The organism is Peptoniphilus sp. Marseille-Q6390, assembly GCF_965119475.1.
The window spans coordinates 500,053-515,640 of sequence record NZ_CBCPLS010000001.1; the positions used below are offsets into that span (position 1 = coordinate 500,053).

Genomic DNA, 15,588 nt, shown 5'->3' on the forward strand with positions numbered 1-15,588 from the left:
GGAAGAAATGAGTAACAATAAAAATAATTTGTCTGTCCTTTTAGGAGCAGCCTTCCTAATGGCAACCTCTGCCATAGGACCTGGATTTATGACACAAACTGCTACATTTACTACAAAAATTGGCGCAGACTTTGCAGCGGTAATTTTAATTTCAATTATATTTTCTTATATTGCACAACTTAACGTATGGAGAGTTATTGCAGTTTCTAAGATGAGGGGACAAGACATTGCCAACAATGTACTTCCTGGTCTTGGATATGTAATTGCCTTCTTAGTAGCTCTTGGCGGCTTGGCATTTAACATTGGTAACGTTGGTGGAGCAGGACTTGGACTTAACGTTATCTTTGGTGTAGATGTAAAAATTGGTGCAGCTATTGGTGGAGTTATTGGTATTATACTTTTCTCATCAAAGTCAGCATCTTCTATCATGGACAGAGTAACTCAAGTGCTTGGTGCACTTATGATTATCCTAATTGCTTTCGTAGCAATTAAGACACAACCACCTGTTGGTGAAGCTTTAAAAGCATCTGTTAGCCCAGCTGGTGGATTTAACAGCATTGTTTCTCCAACACTTACACTTATTGGTGGTACTGTTGGTGGTTATATTATATTCTCAGGTGGACACAGACTTATTGATGCTGGTATCACTGGAGAAGAAAATCTTGACCAAGTAACTAAATCAGCATCTCTAGGTATTGGAGTTGCTTTAATAGTTAGAATTTTATTATTCCTTGCTATACTAGGTGTAACTAAGATGGCCAATGCACAAATTGATCCTGACAACATTGCAGCATCATCTTTCTTAGCAGCTTCAGGCGTTGTTGGTTATAAGATTTTTGGTTTTGTATTTGCAGCAGCAGCCTTCACTTCTGTAGTAGGTGCAGCATATACTTCAGTATCTTTCCTAAAGACTTTATTCAAATTCGTAGCTGATCACGAAAATATGGTTACAATTGCCTTTATCGTAGTCTCTACAATTATGTTTATCTTTATTGGACAACCACAAACTCTATTAGTAGTTGTTGGTACACTTAACGGATTTATCCTTCCAATCACACTTGCAGTAATCCTACTTGCATCTAAGAACAAGAAAATCGTTGGCGACTATGTTCACTCTAATGTACTTTTCATTTTAGGTTGGATAGTAGTGGCAGTAACTGCTTTCATGGGAGCACAAACTGTAATCGCAAATATTGGAAAATTATTTGGTTAATTAAAGATATTTTGGCATAAGTATAGGAGCAAAAAATGTATGATAAAATAAAATTTCTAACTGCTGGTGACTCTGCCATAGTAATGGAATTTGGTGACACTATTGAAAAAGAAATAAACGCCAGAATTGCCGCAGTTGTAGAAAGTTTAAAAAAGAAGAATATTGATGGTATTTTGGACATTTTGCCAACTTACAGGTCTATATTAATTAATTATGACCCAGTAAAGATTTCCTATGGCGAAATTGTTGATACCTTAAAGGGACTTAGCAAGGCTAACTCAGGGGAACAAAGTGACGAAGTTAGACTTATTGAAATCCCAACACTTTATGGTGGCGAATATGGTCCAGACATTGACTTTGTAGCTGAAAACGCAAAACTATCTAAAGAAGAAGTTATAAAGATTCACTCTGGAACAGATTATTTAGTTTATATGATGGGCTTCATGCCAGGCTTCACTTATCTTGGTGGACTTGATGAAAGAATTGCAACTCCAAGATTAAAGAGCCCAAGATTAAAAATAGAACCAGGTTCAGTTGGTATTGCAGCTAATCAAACTGGTATGTACCCACTTGAATCTCCTGGAGGATGGCAACTAATAGGAAGAACTCCACTTAAGCTTTTTGATGATACTAAGGAACCACCTGTATTCATCCAAGCTGGTGATTACATTAGGTATGTCTCTATTGATCAAAAAGAATATGACAGAATTAAAGATGAAGTGGAAAAAGATACCTACAAGGTTTCAATTAAGAAGGTAAAGAGGGGTGATCTTCATGAGTAGTATCGATGTAATTAACGGTGGGATTCTCACAACAATTCAAGATTCTGGTAGATATGGCTACCAAGAACTAGGTATACCTACATCAGGCGTCATGGATGATTACAACTACAGACTTGCCAATATCTTAGTTGGAAATAAACTTGATGAAGCTGTTCTTGAAATGACTTATTTTGGACCAACTCTTAAGTTTAATGAAGACCTTACACTTGCAATAACAGGTTCTGATATGAATCCAAAAATTAATGGTCAGCCTGCACCAATGTTTGAAACCATTAAGGTTAAGACTGGAGACACTTTGCAATTTGGTAAAGTTAATGAAGGTGTTAGAGGCTACCTTGCCTTTGGTGGCTCTATAAATGTGCCAGTGGTTAATGGTTCTAAGTCAACTCACATCAAGACAAAAATGGGTGGAATTGACGGAAGAGCATTAAAACCTAAGGACACATTAAATATTGTAGGCTCTAAAGATAAGACAATGAGAAGAATACCTGAAAAGTATCTTCCTAAATTTAACCACTGCAACCTACTAAGAGTTGTTCTTGGACCTCAAGACGACTACTTCACTGAAAAGGGAATTCACGACCTATTTAGGTCAGGTGGTTACCAAGTGACTAAGGACTTTGACAGGATGGGAATTAGACTAAAGGGAACTTCGATTGAGCACAAGGAAACTGCAGATATTATTTCTGACGGAACAACTTTTGGTTCAATCCAAGTACCAGCAAATGGTCAACCAATTATCCTAGTTGCAGATAGACAAACTACTGGTGGTTACACAAAGATTGGTAACGTAATAACACCAGACCTTCACAAGCTTGCTCAAATGTCCTTCTTAGATAAGATTTTATTCCAAAAAGTTACTATTGAAGAAGCACAAAAGGCAACTCTTGACTACAGGAATAAATTTGAAACAATTAAGAAGGAGTCTGTAATATGAAATTAAGTGAACTAGGTAAATTACACCCAAGAGAAGTAAGAGAACTTATTAGAAAGGGAGAAGTTGATCTTCCAACTTCTGGCATGAGTGAAGGATATTTGCAAGCTAACCTTGCAATCCTTCCAAAAAAATATGCCTACGATTTTCTACTCTTCGCTCAAAGAAATCCAAAGCCTTGTCCAATCCTTGAAGTTTTAGACGAAGGAAGCCCTCTTACAAAGATAATGGCTGAGGGTGCAGACATAAGGACAGACGTGCCAAGGTATAGGATATATAAAAATGGCGAATTTGTTGAAGAAGTTAAGGACCTTAAAGACGTGTGGCAAGATGACTTTGTTACTTTCGTTATTGGATGTTCCTTCTCCTTTGAAAAAGCCATGTTAGAAGCTGATGTACCTGTAAGACACATCGAAGATGAACACAACGTTCCAATGTATATCACAAATCTTGCAACAGAACCTGCTGGTATCTTCCATGGAAACACAGTTGTATCTATGAGACCAGTTCCTTACAAGGATATTGTTAGGGCAACAACTGTTACTGCAAGATTCCCAGCAACTCACGGAGCACCAGTTCATATTGGTGACCCATCTGTAATTGGAATCAAAGATGTTGACAAGCCAGACTTTGGTGAAAGAAGTGAAATCAAAGAAGGAGAAGTGCCAGTATTTTGGGCTTGTGGAGTAACACCTCAAGCAGTAGCTATGGCTTCTAAACCTGAAATTATGATTACACACGCTCCAGGTTACATGCTTATCTTAGATAAAAAAGACGCTTACGTTTCAGTATTTTAAAAATAAAATTTATTATCTGCCAGGGAAACTTGGCAGATTTTTTATGCTTAAAGATTGATAGTTATTAGTTTGTAGTTTAAGTGGATGAAGAGTATAATTAGATAAAGTAATAAAGTTTAAAGGAGTTATTTCTATGAAAAAATATTTTAAATTTTTATTTGCCTTAGGAGTTTTAATGCTTTTCCTTACTGGATGCGAGAATAAATCTCTTTATCCTATGAAGACAGACCTAACTAATGAAAGGGGTCTAGAGAAATTAATTGGAAGCATTGACTGGAGACCTTATAAGCTTGAAGATTATAAAGTAAAAAACAAAAGCTTGGAAATTAAACTAAGTGACGAGCCTGACATAAGCAAAGATGAGTCCTTCAAGACAGGATTTATAAATGGAGTGATTATACTTATCTTAACGGATGCAGAAGAAGTTTGGTATATAGGAGAAGACCTATACTTTTCTTTCATTGATAAGGAATATGCCAATGAACCTTTGAAATTCAAGTATGGGAAAGAAGTTGATGATTATAAGAAGAGCAAAGAGGACTTTGACAACTTAATTGAAAGTTTAGAAAATGAAAAATTTGAGGCTGGTGCAGCTCACTTTGAAATGATGGAGTAAGGCTTTATTAAAAATTTTTTAACTTCATATTCAACTTGTGATATTATATTTTGTAGTTTATAAGTTGAGGATGATTTAATGGAAAATATTTATATAGTGATAATCTTAAACTTAATGAATTTTATTCTCTACGGCTTGGATAAGTTTAAGGCTAGGCACAAGATGTGGAGAATAAGTGAAAAGACCCTCTTGACCTTTTCTCTTGTGGCAGGTCTTGGTGGCCTTGCAGGAATGGAATTTTTCCGTCACAAGACCCGTGAGAGGAAATTTTATATAGCAAACTTTATTGGGATACTTACAACAATTTATGTGACATTAAAATAAGGATGCCTATTTGAGAGGGCATCCTTTTTGATTGCAATAATTTATGAAACAATAGGTTAAGAGGAAAAATTTAAAATCAACTCATAACTAAAAGATTAGAATTAAAAATCATCTCATAAGTTATAAGAGAAAATCTTAGTTTAAGTCATAAGTAAAAAATGAAAATGTTAAGTTGGCTAATAACTTAAATGTAAAACTTAAGTAGCTTATAAAAAATTAAAAATTTTTTAATATGACTCAATCTCGCCTAAGATGTCACGACCTTCTAACATCTTGAGAATATTTTTTATATCCAAGATTATCACTCTTTCCTTCTTAAGCTTCTCCTTGGTTTCTTTTTTCAAGAAGGAGGTGTTTACAAAGAGGACTGGAATTATTTTTTCATACAAACCAGAGAACTTATCCAAGAGCTTTTGGACTTCTTTTTCTGACAAGACCTCTGTGTCCCTGTACTTTTTAATTTCTAGGGCGTACCTCTTGCTTCCCTTCTTTACATAAAAGTCAAAGGAAGTATCCCTGTCCTCGTTATTAAATCTTTCTAGCTCATAGCCTGTCCTTTGAAGGGCAATTTGTGCAAGACCTTCTGCTGTAACTTCTTCATCAAGACTTGACAAGCCTCTCAAGAGGTTCTTGGGAAAGATTTTAAAGATCCCTGTGCAAATTTCTTGTCCTCCAGGACCAAACTTGTAATCGAACCCTACGAGCATGTCCTCAACAATGTTAAAGTTGCCATGGGCAAGGGAGTTCCTAATGTGTCTTAGGAGACAGTCGGTCTTTGACTCTCCCTCTGACTTTGTCAAAATAATTTTTTGGGAGTGGGGGCAAATCTTTTTGTCGTAAAACTTTACAATGTCTGGGTCAATATAGTCGAGGAAGGCCACGTCCTTATTTTCCAAGCTCATATAATTTTTTATTATGCCAAAGACAAAGTTCTCGAAGTTAAGAGATGATGTGAGTTCATTTTCTTGGGACTGGGCAGAATTAATATTTGGAACATACCAAAGGAGGTACTCCAAGTTCTTGGTCATTTCTTCACTTAACTTTAGGGGCTTGTCCTCATGCTTTATAGAATAGGAAACCTTCTTCTCACAATCTTCAAATTGAAAGCCAAATTTTTTTAAATTGACAGGCATTTTTCCACCTCTTTCATCATATCTTAAGGAAAGTATAACACAGTTTATAATTTTTATTGGCAAGAATATGATTGACAAGTAGGTAAAAATTTTATTAAATGAATATTAATCAATATTTTACAAATGGAGGTAAGATGAAAAAAATTAATAAGGAAGAAAAGATAAAGAAGTTCGTTCCCTCTATTGAAACAGAACTAAGAAGAAGACAGGTATCAGTACCTGAAGTAACATATAGGGCAAGTGGTATTAACTTTATGGGTAAGAGAATAAAATCTCTGATATTCACTAACGACATACCAATAATTGTAAATAACAATGCTCAGGCAATTATGTCTGTTTATCCCTTTACCCCTCAGTTAAAAATTGTATCTGCTATAATGGAAGTTGCGTCGGTGCCAGTTTTTGTTGGAATAGGTGGGGGTACAACTTCAGGTCTTAGGACTGTAAACATTGGACTCCAAGCCGAGCTACTAGGAGCCACTGGAGTTGTTGTCAATGCTCCAATGTCTAATGAAAACATCAGACTAATATCCCAGGCACTTGACATAGCAGTTATTGCTACTGTCATATCAAAGTACGACGATATTGAAGGTAAAGTTGCAGCTGGTGCAAGAGTTTTAAATATTGCAGGTGGCAAAAAAACTGCAGAACTAGTAAGATATACAAGGAAGCTACTTGGAGATGAGTTTCCAATTATAGCAACAGGTGGGCATACTGATGAGCATATACTCGAGACAATAGAAGCTGGAGCCAATGCCATCACTTATACACCAGTATCAAGCTCTGATATTTTCTCTGAAGTAATGGATGTTTACAGGGAAAATAAGAGAGAAGAAGAAAATAAATAATAAAGGAGAAAAAATGGAATTTGGATTTTTATCGATAATTCCTCCAATAGTTGCCATTGCCTTGGCACTTATAACTAAGGAAGTAATAACTTCACTTTTAATTGGGATTATAGCTGGAGGACTTATCTTTACAGGTGGAAATATTATTGCCGCCTTGGAAACAGTTTTTACACTTATGGGTACCAAGCTTGGAGACAACGCCCTTATGCTAGTATTCTTGGCAATGCTTGGATCTTTAGTCATGGTAATGAACATGGCGGGAGGGTCTTTTGCCTATGGTAAGTGGGCAAGCAAGAAGATCAAGAGTAAGAAGATGGCAAAACTTGCCACAGCCTTCTTGGGAATTATAATTTTTATTGACGACTACTTCAACTGTTTGACAGTGGGGGCAGTAATGAAGCCAATTACTGACGAGAACAAGGTATCAAGGGCAAAGCTTGCTCACATTATAGACTCCTGTGCAGCACCAGTTTGTATCTTGGCCCCAGTTTCATCTTGGGCAGCTTCTGTTGTTGCAGTTATTGGAGATACTGGAGTTGCAAACCCAATGAACGTCTTTTTGTCAACAATCCCAATGAATGTTTACCCTCTACTAACACTTTTTTTAATCCTATACTTCTCAACAACTGATATAGAAATGGGAGTTATGGAAAAGTATGAATTAAATGACACATCTAGGATAATTGAAAAAGAAGAAGTTGGTTACGAATATTCAAAAAATGGTAGGGTCTATGACCTTGTTGTCCCAATTGTAGTTTTAATTCTTGTAACTGTAATGATGATGCTTAAGACTGGTGGTTTCTTCTCTGATGGAGTTGGAGCTGCAGCAGCCTTTGGAGATGCAAATGTAAACTTGTCTCTTGTAATAGGAGCATTCTTTGCAATTGTAGTTTCCTTTGCCCTTTATATACCAAGAAAACTTTTAAAGTTTGATGACTTTATGAAGGGGATAGTGGAAGGTATGAAGACAATGGTTTCTGCTATTGTAATTCTTTCACTTGCATGGACAATTGGTGGAATAACAAGTGATGAGTACCTAAATACAGGATCCTACATTGCATCACTTATTTCTAATTCGACTATGCCAATGTGGATGCTACCTGCAATAATCTTTGTAGTTGGTGCCTTCTTGTCCTTCTCAACAGGAACTGCTTGGGGAACTTTTGGTATCTTAATACCAATTATGGTGCCAATCCTAATGCACACAGACCACATGCACTTCTTGACAATTATACTAGCAGCAATTTTCTCTGGATCAGTTTTTGGAGACCACTGCTCACCAATTTCTGATACAACAATTTTGTCATCAGCAGGAGCAGGCTGCGACCACATAGCCCACGTTTCAAGTCAATTGCCTTATGCAATTAGTGTCGGTGCAGCTTCTTTCTTTGCCTTTTTAATATCAGGCATACTTGACAAGCCAAACCTAACTCTTCCAATAGGACTTGTTATCTTGGCATCAATTGTATTTGTAATGAGAAGAATGACAATAAATAAATATATAAAACATACAAAGAATTAAAAATTTAGGCTGGCTATGCTGGCCTTTTTTATTTTGCTTTAAAAAATTTGAAAATTTCTCTTTAGTACTTTAAAAATCCTTTGATGTGGTATATAGTTTAGGTAAGATAAAGAAAGGGGTGTACAATGAGCTTTCAAATTGAAAAGAAAAATATTTTAGATTATGACGTTGACGCAATAGTTAATGCGGCAAATAAAGAGCTTAGACCTGGCGGAGGAGTTTGCGGACAAATCTTTGCTGGAGCAGATGACAAAGAATTGGAAGAAGAATGTAAGAAACTTGCCCCAATAGAACCTGGCCAAGCTGTTGTCACTAAGGGATATAAGCTAAAGGCGAAAAATATTATTCACGCCGTGGGACCAATTTACTTTGATGGCAAACAAGGAGAGAGAGAAATCCTAAGAGATGCTTACAAGTCTGCCCTTGACTTGGCAGTGAAAAATAACTTTAAGACTCTTGTCTTTCCACTTCTATCATCAGGTATCTATGGTTATCCACTTGAAGAAGCAGCTGAAGTTGCTATTGATACAATAAGGGACTACCTTGAAGACCACGACCTTGATGTGACAATTTCTGTTTTAAATGACAGGGTACTTAAAGTTTTAAAAGAAAAAAATAAAGAGTGGATAGAAAAATAAAGTTAGACAAAAAAAGATAGCTTGTCAATTTAGACAGGCTATCTTTTTATTTGTAAAAATTTTTAATTTATAAATTTTTCTTTGTTAGAATTAAAAATTACTTTTAACTTCTTAATAAAACAATCTCTTTACTTCGTTTCTCATTCTTATTCTGCCAGCGTGGTAGGCAACCTTGCCAGCCCTCTTTGGGTTGAGGAGAGGGAGTAACTTGCTAAGTCTTAGTCCCTTCTTTCTTCTTTTTGGTTTTATAAGCCTTATAAAGGCTATTAATTTTATTAAACTAGATAATTTTTTCATACTTCCTCCTAATGTTTTTACTTTCTCTTTTTGCTAGAAGTTTTTGTTTTATCTGTAGATTTCTTTGAATGCTTATCTTTCTTTTTTGATGAAGACTTGTCACTATTGGAGTCAGACTCATCACCATGTTCATTATACCATTCTCTTGTGTGGATATTGCAATAGGACTTAGGTATTGTCATGTAGTCCTCAGGATAAATCCCGTAGTGGTCCCTGGGGTCGTAGCCTTCCTTTCTCTCGAAGAGAACTGTGTAGAGGACAGATTCACTTGGACAGAATTGGTTGGCAAGCTTGCCTGAGTCCTTACATATCAAATATTTTTTAAACAAGTCGTCGTGGTCCTTTGGCTCACTTCCAGAAATAAATTTTTCTGAGTAAGAAGCCCCGGCGTAGTCGCTCATCTTTGTTGCAAGCTTTCCACTCTTTGATGAAATATTTCTTGTGACAATGTAGGAAGGATCTTCATCAAACTTTTCTTTTTCTCCAAGGTCCTTTGCCATCTTATTAAAAATACTTATGGCATCTTGACTCTTAGCTGCAAGAGAAATCTTTGGAGAGTCTGCTCCCAACCAGAAGGAAACTGTGTGAGACTTTGTAAAGGCATTTACAAAATAATCTGAATTAGTTTTATTTTGTCCCAGATAGGCTCCAGTCTCAGAGGAGTTGATCTTCGCTCCTCTTGCATTTCCTGATTTTTCATTGCCAATAAAGACATCTCTCAAGAGGTAGGATGACTTTTCATCAAAGAGCCTCTTATTTTTATGGGAGTTGTCAATAATTATGTTGCCACTAGGGTCTTCAATTTTTAAAATTCCAGTTTCTTCCTTGTAGACCCCATCATTGGCAATAGTTTGATACATCTTTGATAGGTCAGATAAGCGAAGTCCCACTTGCATATTGCCAAGGGCAAGGGAGTCAAGGTTCTCATCATTTTTATTTTTGTTGTCCTTATGGGAGATGAAGTAGTCCTTGCCTTCTTCATCAATGACATTAAATTTCTTTAAAACATCCATGGCCTTGTCCTTGCCAAGCTCTTGCAAGATTGTGGCAGGAATGACATTGGAAGATGCTTCCAAGGACTTGCGAAGAGTCATAAGACCCTTGAAAGACTTATAATAATTTGCTGGCCAAAAGTTTCCATCAACAGTTATTGGCACGTCATCGTAGACAGTTCCCAAGGTCTTACCAGACTCAAGGGCTGGAAGATAAACTGTGAAAGGTGTGAGGGCAGAGCCAGGTTGCCTATAGGAATCTGTGGCACGATTTAAAATTTTTGCGTTCTTTGTCCTCACATCAAGTCCACCAATGATTCCTTCCACAAAGCCAGTTTCGTTATTAACTGCAATCATGGCAGATTGGGGTTGGACCACAGGGTCCTCCTTGTAATCAAAATACTTGTTAGAAATAATTAAATTTTCATTTTCAATTTTATAAAAATCTGGAAAATCTTTTAGGTAGTCGCCGTCAATAATTAAATAATTATTTTTTAATTCGCCGGCACCATCTTCAAGTCTAAGACCTCCAAGTTCATAGGTCCTGAGAATTTTATCCTCGCCAAGCTCATAGGCATCTATGATGTCAATTTTTTGTCCTACTTCTTTGAAGTAGAGGCTCTTTATCTTTAAGTCACCGTGAGATGAAATGCTGTAAAGAGATTTTGGGATAATAAGGTTGAACTTGTCATCGAGAATATTTTCTCTGGCAAAGTACAAGACCTCGTCGCCAAAAATAATATTTTTCCAATCATCAAAGTTCAAATTCAGCATCCTAGATCCACCAGCTGATGAATAATTTAAGAGGAGCTTTTGGAAGCCTTCGTACTTGTCTTCTAAGTCCTTTTGGATGTCCTCGTCAATTGTTGAATAAACCTTGTAGCCACCTGTAAAGAGTTTGTGCTCTCCTTCCTCTTGACTAATATCATAGAAGTCAGCAAGATATCTTGAAGCTTCTTTTTTTATGTAGTCTGTTGAGTAGGTAGACATGGTGTGGTTTTTAAAATTTTTTGGATTTAAGTCAGAAACTATGTCAAAGTTTTTTGCCTTTTCATAGTCAGCGTCATTAATGTAGCCAAGCTCGTGCATCCTCATGAGGACAGTTTTTTGCCTCTTAAAGGCATCGTCGTTTAAAACCATGTAGAGGTCCTTGCCATCAATCTCACGAGTCCCAATTACCCTGAAGTTGTCTTCCAAGTATTCTGGAGGGACAGACTTAAAGGGCGAATAATTTGTTGGTGACTTTGGAATTGACGCAAGAAGGGCAGCTTCTGCAATGTTTAAGTCCACAGCAGACTTTGAGAAATAAGTTTGGGCTGCAGCTTCAATACCATAGGCACCTTGGCCAAGATTAATTCTATTTAAGTAGGCTTCCAGGATTTCATCCTTACTTAAGGCATCTTCAACACGAAGTGACAAGTAGGCCTCCTGAATTTTTCTGCCAAGAGTTTTTTGGTTTGTGAGGTAGACTGAACGAACTAGCTGCTGAGTTATTGTTGATCCGCCACGCATAAGTGAGCGTGATTTTATATTTGCAGCAATAGAAGATGCAATCCCAATTGGGTCCAGTCCCTTGTGTTTGTAGAACCTGTGGTCCTCAATGGCAACAAAGGAATTTTTTATGTCCTCAGGTATGTCCTTTATGTCAATAAGACTTCTGTACTCAAGAGATTCAATTTTTTCAATTAAATTTCCCTCCTTGGAATAAATATAGGAGCTCTGGTTAAAGGAGGAGCTCAAATTATTTAAGTCAGTGGCAGGAGTTTTTGAAATAATTGAAACTATGAGGGCAGAAAAAAATGAAATAAGTAAAACAAAAATTAAAAGCAAGACCAAGAGGCCAATTTTTATTTTTTGCTTTTTATTTAAATTTTTAAAATTATTTTTTAATTCTCTTAAGTTTTCCATACTTTCTCCTTTGTACAATTATAACATTTTAACAAGCTAAATACTATTAGACGGTTTTTTTAACTTGCTGCGATGTAGTATAATATAAATTATGGATAATGTTTATTTAGAGAATTTAAATTCAAATAAAAAATTAGAGAAAGTTATAACTGTTGGAACAAATATTGGTGCCTACCCCCACAGTCTTGAAACTTCTATGAAGGAGTTGGCGGAACTTGTCTACGCAGACGGTGCTGAAGTTGTGGGAGAGGTTACGCAAAATATTTATAAGTTCAATCCAAAGTATTTAATTGGGTCTGGTAAGGTTGACGAGATCAAAGAAATGGTTGAGCTCCTAGAAGTTGATGCAGTTGTCTTTAATGATGAGCTCTCTGGCATCCAGGTTAGAAACTTGGAAAAGAGAATTAAGAAGAAGGTAATCGACAGGACCAACCTGATCTTAGATATATTTGGTCTGCGTGCCACAACTTATGAGGCAAAACTCCAAGTTGAATTGGCAAGACTTGAGTACCAACTCCCAAGACTTTTGGGAATTGATGGCTGGTCAAGGACTGGTGGTGGAATTGGTACTAGGGGACCAGGTGAGCAAATAATTGAAACTGATAGGAGAAGGCTCAAGAGAGAAATCGACAAGATTAAGGAGAAGCTTGAGAAGGCCAAGAAGACTAGGGACACAACAAGGGAGCGAAGGATTGACTCCAACATCCCTATTGTGTCACTGGTGGGTTACACCAACGCAGGCAAATCTACAATTTTAAATAGATTAAAGGACGAAGAGTCGGGAGAGGTTTCTGTAAAGAATATGCTTTTTGAAACTCTTGACCCATCTTCGAGAAAGGCTAGGCTCCTTTCTGGTCGTGAGTTTATAATTTCTGACACAGTTGGATTTGTTTCCAAGCTTCCAACAAAAATCGTTGAGGCCTTTAAGTCTACTCTTGAAGAAATTAAGTATTCGGACCTAATCCTCCACGTCATTGACGCATCAAGTGAGGACTTGGAGATCCAATACAATACAACCATGGCTATCCTAAAAGACATTGAAGTTTTAGACAAAAATATAATCACAGTCTTTAACAAGGTGGACAGGGTTGACCTCTATGACATCAACTTGCCTTTAAGGGTTATGCCAGACAAGAAGGTTTATATTTCTGCTCTTAAAGATGAAAATATGGACTCACTTTTAAAAATTATTGAGGACAATCTCGATGAAAAGTATTTTGATGTGAAATTAAAATTTGCCTACAACGACACAGACCTTCTCTACAAGCTAGTGGAAAAATTTGATGCCAAGCCTATCTATGAAGAGGATGGAATTTATTTGGACCTCAAGCTTGAAGAAAGAGAATACGAAAAAGTAAAGGATTATGTTGTAAATGTATAAGACAATTTTAAAAGATGCAAAGGCTGAAATTGAAATAAAAAAATCAATTTTTATTGGTCATGCCTTTTTTGTAAAAAGTGAAGAAGAGGCCCTTGAGATCTTAGGCAGGGTCAAAGAAGAACACAGGTCTGCAACCCACAACTGCCACGCATATATAATTGGCGAAGATGGACTGACTCAGAGGTATTCTGACGATGGTGAGCCCTCTGGCACAGCAGGAATCCCCATGCTTGAAGTCTTAAAAAAAGAAGACATGAGAAATGTCCTTGTCATTGTCACTCGCTACTTTGGCGGGACCAAGCTGGGAGCAGGTGGTCTTGTTCGTGCCTACACAGAGGGAGTTGTTAAGGCTCTTGATGAGGCAAAGAGGTGCATAAGAAAAAATTTTACAAGGACAAAGGTCATTTACGACTACACCTTCCATGGTGCAATAGTAAATTTGCTAGCCAATGAAAATTATAAAATCATAGAAGAAAATTACACGGACAAGGTTGAAGTCACAATTGACATCGGAGATGACAAGTCAATACTCGACAAGCTTAGAGACATGACCTCTGCAAACTTTGAGACAGAAGACTTGGAAGTAATTGAACTTCCAACTATTGATGGAAAAATTATTTATTAAATATAGGAGACATTATGGATTATAAAAAAGTAACAGAAGATTTAGTTAAGTGGGTAGAAGATTACGCAAAAGAAGTTGGAGCCAAGGGATTTATCTTTGGTCTATCAGGTGGAATTGACTCAGCAGTAGTTGCCGCTCTTGCAAAAAGAGTTTTTCCAGACAATTCTCTTGGTCTAATTATGCCTTGCGACAGCATTGACAAGGACAGGGAAGATGCTCTAAAAGTTGCTGAAGCTCTTGACCTAGAGACAAAGACAATTGATTTAACATCTTCTTTTGAAGAACTAATGAAGGCCTCCTTCACATCAGACAATAGGATGGCGAGGTCAAACATCAAGCCAAGACTTAGGATGACAACACTTTATTACTACGCTCAAGACCTTGGCTACCTTGTGCTTGGCCCATCAAATGCCAGCGAATGGTATCTTGGCTACTCAACAAAGTATGGCGACTCTGGAGCAGACATCATGCCAATAGCAAATATTTTAAAGACAGATATCTTTAAAGTTGCAAGGGAACTTGGACTTCCTGACTTTGTAATAAATAAAAAACCATCAGCAGGACTTTGGGCAGGACAAACTGACGAAGATGAAATGGGCTTTACTTATGAAGTTCTTGATGCCTACATCAGGGGAGAAAAAACTCCAGAGCCTGAGATAAAAGAAAAGATCGACAGGATGCACAAAAACTCTGCCCATAAAAGAGAAATGGCTCCAAAATTTGAAATCTAAAATTTATCTAAGGCTGGTTTAAATGTTAAAAGACAGAATTAGAAATTTATTTATTTTAATAAGCTTTATGCTTATAGCTAATGGGTTTATTTATTACAAAACAAGTAGCTTAGATGTTCGTGTCTTAAAAATGCACGCCTTATTACTTTTGGCTTATCTTGTCTGGGATTTTATTTTTTCAAAAATTAAAAAGGGAGATTAAAATGGGAAATCATCAACTTAGAAATTTATTTATCTTACTAGTTATTATGGGAGCCTTTGATGTTTACAGGTACTTTACTTCTGAGATTATTATTTCAGACTTAATTTACAAGTATATTTTTGTAATTGGGGTCTTCTTAATTACCTGCTTTGTAGTTTATGTAATATCAAGAAGGAATGAATGAGATGAAGGCTTATATTAGATCTGCTTTGGTTCTATATTTTTATTTATTTTCTGTGAGAAGTTTTTTTATTTATAGGTTTGGATCTTATGAGGGACAAAAATTAAAAATTGCCTTAATAGCTTTTGCCTTATATGTATTAACTTACCTTGTCATAGAAAAAATAAAAAACAAAAAAGAAAATTAAAATTCGTCTTGACAAAAAAATTTTAAGAGTCTATAATCTCATTTAATAAAATAATAAATGCCATGAAAGAGAAAAAGATATTTAATGAGTCTTAAAGAGAGTGGGGATGGTGAGAGCCCACAGATGAGTTGATGTCATATATTCACTCTAAAGCATGAGGATTGAATTATAGTAGACCCTCACGGAAGTCTCCGTTACCATAGACTAGAGATTGTTAGATCTTTAAAGAGGAAATATTTTTATTTCGAATTTAGGTGGTACCGCGAATCCTTCGCCC

General features: G+C 36.4%; 17 protein-coding genes and 1 other annotated feature (1 of these 18 only partly in view). Of the genes, 14 read left to right on the forward strand and 3 right to left on the reverse strand.

The annotated features are described in order from the left end of the window. Positions 1 to 7: 7 nt before the first annotated feature. The 6 genes from ACWPVO_RS02425 to ACWPVO_RS02450 all read left to right on the forward strand — a co-directional run bounded on the left by ACWPVO_RS02425 (position 8) and on the right by ACWPVO_RS02450 (position 4,666). Entirely contained in the window at positions 8 to 1,213 is a 1,206-nt protein-coding gene (locus ACWPVO_RS02425) for an NRAMP family divalent metal transporter (protein WP_060799334.1), read from the forward strand. A 35-nt stretch (positions 1,214 to 1,248) separates the two neighbouring features. Then, entirely contained in the window at positions 1,249 to 1,995 is a 747-nt protein-coding gene (pxpB, locus tag ACWPVO_RS02430; RefSeq protein ID WP_454206299.1) for a 5-oxoprolinase subunit PxpB, read from the forward strand. Then, on the forward strand, positions 1,988 to 2,932 hold the full coding sequence (locus ACWPVO_RS02435) for a 5-oxoprolinase subunit C family protein (protein WP_454206301.1): 945 nt from the start codon (positions 1,988 to 1,990) through the stop codon (positions 2,930 to 2,932). Before pxpB ends, ACWPVO_RS02435 begins: the two co-directional genes overlap by 8 nt. After that, positions 2,929 to 3,726, forward strand: coding sequence for a putative hydro-lyase (locus ACWPVO_RS02440; protein ID WP_195443309.1), 798 nt, complete (start codon positions 2,929 to 2,931; stop codon positions 3,724 to 3,726). Before ACWPVO_RS02435 ends, ACWPVO_RS02440 begins: the two co-directional genes overlap by 4 nt. Before the next feature lie 133 nt (positions 3,727 to 3,859). Further along, the gene (locus tag ACWPVO_RS02445; RefSeq protein ID WP_270673897.1) at positions 3,860 to 4,342 is read left to right on the forward strand and encodes a hypothetical protein; all 483 of its coding nucleotides are present in this window, start codon (positions 3,860 to 3,862) and stop codon (positions 4,340 to 4,342) included. A 78-nt stretch (positions 4,343 to 4,420) separates the two neighbouring features. Next, positions 4,421 to 4,666, forward strand: a complete 246-nt coding sequence (locus ACWPVO_RS02450; protein ID WP_412446373.1) for a DUF1294 domain-containing protein — start codon at positions 4,421 to 4,423, stop codon at positions 4,664 to 4,666. A 227-nt stretch (positions 4,667 to 4,893) separates the two neighbouring features. Here the strand turns inward: ACWPVO_RS02450 and ACWPVO_RS02455 are convergent, their stop codons facing one another. Next, positions 4,894 to 5,799, reverse strand: coding sequence for a restriction endonuclease (locus ACWPVO_RS02455; protein WP_454206304.1), 906 nt, complete (start codon positions 5,797 to 5,799; stop codon positions 4,894 to 4,896). 134 nt (positions 5,800 to 5,933) lie between these two features. On the opposite strand from ACWPVO_RS02455, the gene ACWPVO_RS02460 reads away from it, so the two are divergent. The 3 genes from ACWPVO_RS02460 (at position 5,934) to ACWPVO_RS02470 (ending at position 8,807) form a co-directional block, all read left to right on the forward strand. Further along, positions 5,934 to 6,647 carry a hydrolase gene (locus ACWPVO_RS02460; RefSeq protein WP_454206306.1) on the forward strand — a complete coding sequence of 238 codons (714 nt, stop codon included), beginning with the start codon at positions 5,934 to 5,936 and terminating at the stop codon, positions 6,645 to 6,647. Positions 6,648 to 6,660: 13 nt separating this feature from the next. Continuing rightward, positions 6,661 to 8,169, forward strand: a complete 1,509-nt coding sequence (locus ACWPVO_RS02465; RefSeq protein ID WP_454206308.1) for a Na+/H+ antiporter NhaC family protein — start codon at positions 6,661 to 6,663, stop codon at positions 8,167 to 8,169. A 125-nt stretch (positions 8,170 to 8,294) separates the two neighbouring features. Next, positions 8,295 to 8,807, forward strand: a complete 513-nt coding sequence (locus tag ACWPVO_RS02470; RefSeq protein ID WP_270673892.1) for a macro domain-containing protein — start codon at positions 8,295 to 8,297, stop codon at positions 8,805 to 8,807. 111 nt (positions 8,808 to 8,918) lie between these two features. On the opposite strand, the gene ACWPVO_RS02475 is transcribed toward ACWPVO_RS02470, so the two are convergent. After that, positions 8,919 to 9,104 (reverse strand): hypothetical protein, encoded by a 186-nt coding sequence (locus ACWPVO_RS02475; protein WP_005956281.1) that lies wholly within the window; start codon positions 9,102 to 9,104, stop codon positions 8,919 to 8,921. Between the two features lie 17 nt (positions 9,105 to 9,121). Next, a complete protein-coding gene (locus tag ACWPVO_RS02480; RefSeq protein WP_454206310.1) occupies positions 9,122 to 12,004 on the reverse strand; it encodes a transglycosylase domain-containing protein in 2,883 nt (960 codons plus the stop codon). A 91-nt stretch (positions 12,005 to 12,095) separates the two neighbouring features. On the opposite strand from ACWPVO_RS02480, the gene hflX reads away from it, so the two are divergent. From hflX to ACWPVO_RS02505, 5 genes are all read left to right on the forward strand, one after another. Beyond that, positions 12,096 to 13,385, forward strand: coding sequence for a GTPase HflX (hflX, locus tag ACWPVO_RS02485; protein WP_454206312.1), 1,290 nt, complete (start codon positions 12,096 to 12,098; stop codon positions 13,383 to 13,385). Beyond that, on the forward strand, positions 13,378 to 14,010 hold the full coding sequence (locus ACWPVO_RS02490; protein ID WP_148465348.1) for a YigZ family protein: 633 nt from the start codon (positions 13,378 to 13,380) through the stop codon (positions 14,008 to 14,010). The genes hflX and ACWPVO_RS02490 overlap by 8 nt, the downstream gene beginning before the upstream one ends. Positions 14,011 to 14,024: 14 nt before the next feature. Then, positions 14,025 to 14,741 (forward strand): NAD(+) synthase, encoded by a 717-nt coding sequence (nadE, locus tag ACWPVO_RS02495; RefSeq protein ID WP_454206315.1) that lies wholly within the window; start codon positions 14,025 to 14,027, stop codon positions 14,739 to 14,741. A 203-nt stretch (positions 14,742 to 14,944) separates the two neighbouring features. Beyond that, complete coding sequence (locus ACWPVO_RS02500) at positions 14,945 to 15,127, forward strand: hypothetical protein (RefSeq protein ID WP_005956316.1); 183 nt, start codon at positions 14,945 to 14,947, stop codon at positions 15,125 to 15,127. 1 nt (position 15,128) lies between these two features. Continuing rightward, entirely contained in the window at positions 15,129 to 15,311 is a 183-nt protein-coding gene (locus ACWPVO_RS02505) for a hypothetical protein (protein WP_412593478.1), read from the forward strand. Positions 15,312 to 15,364: 53 nt separating this feature from the next. Then, positions 15,365 to 15,588 (forward strand) — a binding site (T-box leader) (it continues 5 nt past the right edge of the window).

Bases quoted from the DNA above. Each gene is read 5' to 3' on its own strand.
- ACWPVO_RS02445 (WP_270673897.1), top strand. From the start codon at position 3,860: ATGAAAAAATATTTTAAATTTTTATTTGCCTTAGGAGTTTTAATGCTT.
- ACWPVO_RS02480 (WP_454206310.1), bottom strand. From the start codon at position 12,004: ATGGAAAACTTAAGAGAATTAAAAAATAATTTTAAAAATTTAAATAAA.
- ACWPVO_RS02505 (WP_412593478.1), top strand. From the start codon at position 15,129: ATGAAGGCTTATATTAGATCTGCTTTGGTTCTATATTTTTATTTATTT.
- ACWPVO_RS02500 (WP_005956316.1), top strand. From the start codon at position 14,945: ATGGGAAATCATCAACTTAGAAATTTATTTATCTTACTAGTTATTATG.
- pxpB (WP_454206299.1), top strand. From the start codon at position 1,249: ATGTATGATAAAATAAAATTTCTAACTGCTGGTGACTCTGCCATAGTA.
- ACWPVO_RS02440 (WP_195443309.1), top strand. From the start codon at position 2,929: ATGAAATTAAGTGAACTAGGTAAATTACACCCAAGAGAAGTAAGAGAA.
- hflX (WP_454206312.1), top strand. From the start codon at position 12,096: ATGGATAATGTTTATTTAGAGAATTTAAATTCAAATAAAAAATTAGAG.
- ACWPVO_RS02435 (WP_454206301.1), top strand. From the start codon at position 1,988: ATGAGTAGTATCGATGTAATTAACGGTGGGATTCTCACAACAATTCAA.
- ACWPVO_RS02470 (WP_270673892.1), top strand. From the start codon at position 8,295: ATGAGCTTTCAAATTGAAAAGAAAAATATTTTAGATTATGACGTTGAC.
- ACWPVO_RS02490 (WP_148465348.1), top strand. From the start codon at position 13,378: ATGTATAAGACAATTTTAAAAGATGCAAAGGCTGAAATTGAAATAAAA.
- nadE (WP_454206315.1), top strand. From the start codon at position 14,025: ATGGATTATAAAAAAGTAACAGAAGATTTAGTTAAGTGGGTAGAAGAT.
- ACWPVO_RS02450 (WP_412446373.1), top strand. From the start codon at position 4,421: ATGGAAAATATTTATATAGTGATAATCTTAAACTTAATGAATTTTATT.
- ACWPVO_RS02465 (WP_454206308.1), top strand. From the start codon at position 6,661: ATGGAATTTGGATTTTTATCGATAATTCCTCCAATAGTTGCCATTGCC.
- ACWPVO_RS02455 (WP_454206304.1), bottom strand. From the start codon at position 5,799: ATGCCTGTCAATTTAAAAAAATTTGGCTTTCAATTTGAAGATTGTGAG.
- ACWPVO_RS02460 (WP_454206306.1), top strand. From the start codon at position 5,934: ATGAAAAAAATTAATAAGGAAGAAAAGATAAAGAAGTTCGTTCCCTCT.
- ACWPVO_RS02475 (WP_005956281.1), bottom strand. From the start codon at position 9,104: ATGAAAAAATTATCTAGTTTAATAAAATTAATAGCCTTTATAAGGCTT.
- ACWPVO_RS02425 (WP_060799334.1), top strand. From the start codon at position 8: ATGAGTAACAATAAAAATAATTTGTCTGTCCTTTTAGGAGCAGCCTTC.